Genomic DNA, 3164 nt, shown 5'->3' with positions numbered 1-3164 from the left:
GTAAAAGCACTTCACCTAAAAAATAGGATAAATGAAATTGATATTTTAAAGCTTGTTCATAATCAGTGCATTTTTCTAAAGGAGGATATTTAAGTTGAGGAAATACTTTTATAGTTTCTTGATAAATTCTTTTTTCTTTTTTATATTGTTTTTTTATTTGATAAAGTTTTTTACATAATCTTATATACCCCCCCCCATTATTATTATATTCTATCATAGCTTGTCCTAGTTTATAAGCAAGATGATTTTTTATCCTTTGTATAGCTGAGTTAGGATTTTGCATAAATTTCCTTTTTGGTATAAAAATTTAGATTAAATTTTCGTATTCATCTGGTGTTCCACAAAACACAATTTCATCTAATGAAATTTTGTGATATTTTATAAGCAAACCTTTTTTTATAAGATAATTATACATAGGCGCTATATAAAATTCACTTTTACTTAAATCATTGTGATTTTGCATTGTATAAAATGCCTGTTTAAATTCTAATATATTTTTAAAATAATAAAGCCCACTGCTGCAAAGATTTGAAATTCTTTCTTTTTCTGTAGTTTTAATAACACGATCGTTCTCACCAGCCAACACAAAACTCCATTGTTCACCTTGGGCTTCAAATACTTCTAAATAACCATCAATTTTAGATAAGTCCAAAGTAGTCGGTAAAGAAAAATTAGGTCTAAAAGTATCAATATTAAAAATTAAGATGCTTTCATTATCGCTTATATTGGCTTTTTCAAGCCCAAGCATGACTGTATGAGCTTGTCCTAAAGTTTCTTTATCAAGTTTGATACTTTCATAAGATAATAAACCTAATTTTTTGCATTCTTTTTGTATGAAATTTTTAGTATCTTGAATATCTCTATATATAAAAAGAAATTGAAATTCATTAAAATATTTTTTAAAGCCATTTACAGCATAAAAAAATACACTATGCGCTTTTAAACTAAGCATATATTTAGGCTTATCATAACCTGCTTTAGTAAAACGGCTACTAAGTCCTGCCATGGGAAAGATGATAATCATTTATTTGCCTTAAAAAATTTATCATAAAGTATAAAAGTATTAGCCAAAAAGGCCATTTGTTTTTCTCTAAAATCATTATGTAAAGGCAACATAGATAAAAATAAATGTAAAGTTAAAGCTTTAATATTATCATTAATATCAAATATATTTAAAAACGCTTCTTGAATATCTAAAATATTATGATCTTCTTCTATAAAAAATTCTATCTCATTATCATGAAATTTACATTCAAAAAAGCCTGCAATAATAAAATCATAGAGTCCAAAAACAGAATGGACTAATTTAGCAAAATCATAATTTTTATCTCCATAAGATGTTATTTTTCCACTGAAATCAAAGCCCCTTGGATCAAAAGTTTTAATCGCATTAGCTCTAAAATCATACATAATGTTTGAAAAGCAAAAATCCCCATGTATCAAAGAAAAATCATTTATATTAGTAATATAAATATCAAGTTTATCTATAAATTCTAAGATGCTTGGATAATTTTGAGAATTGATAATCATAGCCTTATTTAAATCAATTCCACTTTCTTTACTAAATTCTTGAAGCCTTTGTAAAGTTTTTTCTTTATAATCGAAATTAATATATTTATCATTGCTTTTAAAAGAATGTAAATTGTCTAAAAATTCTTTTAAAGATTTAAATATTCTTTTCCAAACATAAGTAGGCAATTTACCAAAAACAAACAGTTCTGCTAAAGTATTATTATAAAGATATTCTATTTCATAGCTGTCTTTATAGATTACAACCTTAGGAGTATAAATAAACAATTCCTTAGGCAAGGTCTCAAACCAATGAATTTCCGCTTTTATCTTTTCTTGCCAAGAGGATGATTTTTTAATATAACCATTGCAAATATTAATATGATTGAAATTTCTTTGTGTGTTTACAGCTTGTTTTGAATGAAAATAACTAGTTATAAGCCCAAAATCAAGCCAAGTGTCATTTTGTATAACATTAAAAGCATAGGTTTTAGAATAAGATTTCATTCCTTCTATAAAAGAATAGCTGTTTTCAACTATACATTTTATTAAAAATTGAGGATAAGAAAAACTATAAGCACCTGCTAAGATTAAATCATTATCGACTATTTTTGGTAAAATATTAAAATCACTATCTAAATATGCCCAGTCATAATTCTCCTTAACCTTTGCAACCTGCAAAGAATTGTCTTTAAAATCAATATATTTAAAGAAAGTATCACCGTGTAAAATATAAAGCTTTTCATTAAAAACACAACAAACATTCAAACAATAAACTATAGACTCACCCAAAGACAGATTATTAGGCACAAATAAAAGCTCAACACCAAGTTCTTTTAACATTTTTTCATCAAATTTACTTAATTTAAAATCCTTAGGCAAAGATAAAAAAATCTTTTGTTTTAAATCTTTTAAAAGCTTTACTTGATACTCATATAATCTTTTATTACCAAGAGGCAAAAAAGAAGGAGGTATTTTACCAAATTCTAAGGTAAAATCTGAAGAAGAATATTTTGCAGAAGTTATAAGTATCATTTATTTCCACCATCTTTATAAGGGTTTTCTTTTTTTAAAAGTTCTTTGATTTGTTCATAATTTAAATTCATAAATTCAGATGGACGAATAGCCTTATCATCAACATAAAATCCATCATATCCACACCAAGGCTTTCCTATAATCACTTCATCATAAGGCACATTATATTTTTCAAGCCATGAAATAATAATAGGTAAAGTATGTGTTTTAATTTTTTCTATATCAGCATTCCAAGTACGCATATTGCGACTTGTAAAAATATTGATTTGAAAACCTTGTTGCTTATATTCTTTTAAAATATCAATTAAAGCAAAATTAGGTTTTTTATCAGCATAATCTACATTATCTTCATCAATTGTCAAAGTTCCATCTAAATCAATAACTATAGTTTTCATAAATTATTTTTTCTTTTCTTTAACCTAGGCACATCTTTGAATAAAAGCTTGATGTACCCCCCTGTACCAATTATTATTAGCTTGTATGAGAGTTTGTCCTAGTTTATAGGTTAAGCATTCTTTTTCTTTTAAAGCTTCTTCATAATCAGAATAAGATTTTAAAGGAGGTAAAGCTAAATTTGGATTTTCTTTTATTTTTGCTTCATAAGAAAGTTGTTCTTTTTT

General features: G+C 25.7%; 3 protein-coding genes and 2 pseudogenes. All 5 read right to left on the bottom strand.

Going from position 1 to position 3164, the window contains the following annotated elements; all coding sequences use genetic code 11:
* Positions 1-283: pseudogene (locus GRQ01_RS07435) on the bottom strand (DUF2972 domain-containing protein); the annotation flags it as partial.
* A gap of 24 nt (positions 284-307) precedes the next feature.
* A complete protein-coding gene (locus GRQ01_RS07430) occupies positions 308-1024 on the bottom strand; it encodes a glycosyltransferase family 2 protein (protein ID WP_158335128.1) in 717 nt (238 codons plus the stop codon).
* Positions 1021-2544: an aminoglycoside phosphotransferase family protein gene (locus tag GRQ01_RS07425; RefSeq protein ID WP_158335127.1), complete on the bottom strand. Its 1524-nt coding sequence runs from the start codon at positions 2542-2544 to the stop codon at positions 1021-1023. The genes GRQ01_RS07430 and GRQ01_RS07425 overlap by 4 nt, the downstream gene beginning before the upstream one ends.
* Positions 2541-2939 carry an HAD-IIIC family phosphatase gene (locus GRQ01_RS07420; protein WP_158335126.1) on the bottom strand — a complete coding sequence of 133 codons (399 nt, stop codon included), beginning with the start codon at positions 2937-2939 and terminating at the stop codon, positions 2541-2543. The genes GRQ01_RS07425 and GRQ01_RS07420 overlap by 4 nt, the downstream gene beginning before the upstream one ends.
* 24 nt (positions 2940-2963) lie before the next feature.
* Positions 2964-3164, bottom strand: a pseudogene (locus GRQ01_RS07415) (sugar transferase); the annotation flags it as partial.

The organism is Campylobacter bilis (assembly GCF_016806695.1).
Lineage (GTDB): Bacteria > Campylobacterota > Campylobacteria > Campylobacterales > Campylobacteraceae > Campylobacter_D > Campylobacter_D bilis.
The sequence above is the reverse complement of the archived record's forward strand: the minus strand, read 5'-3'. Positions and strand labels throughout refer to the sequence as shown.